The 298-nt window shown below is 54.7% G+C and carries 1 pseudogene; it reads left to right on the plus strand.

Annotated features, from left to right (window positions below):
* A pseudogene (locus tag KDM89_RS21575) lies at positions 1-298 on the plus strand (phosphoribosylamine--glycine ligase); the annotation flags it as partial.

Consider the following 298-nt stretch of genomic DNA (forward strand, 5'->3'; position numbering starts at 1 on the left):
ATGATGCTGTCCGACAATAAGCTCGGTGATGCCGGTGCACGCGTTGTGATCGAAGAATTCCTGGCAGGCGAAGAAGCCAGCTTTATCGTGATGGTCGATGGTAAACACATTCTGCCACTGGCCACCAGCCAGGATCATAAGCGTTTGCTCGATCAGGATGCAGGTCCGAATACCGGCGGTATGGGCGCCTATTCCCCGGCCCCTATCGTGACGCCGCAATTGCATGCACGCGTGATGCGTGAAATCATCGTGCCGACAGTACAAGGTATGGCCAAAGATGGCATCGTATTCACTGGCT

The sequence above is a fragment of the Cognatundibacterium luofuense genome, assembly GCF_018139685.1.
Lineage (GTDB): Bacteria > Pseudomonadota > Gammaproteobacteria > Burkholderiales > Burkholderiaceae_D > Undibacterium > Undibacterium luofuense.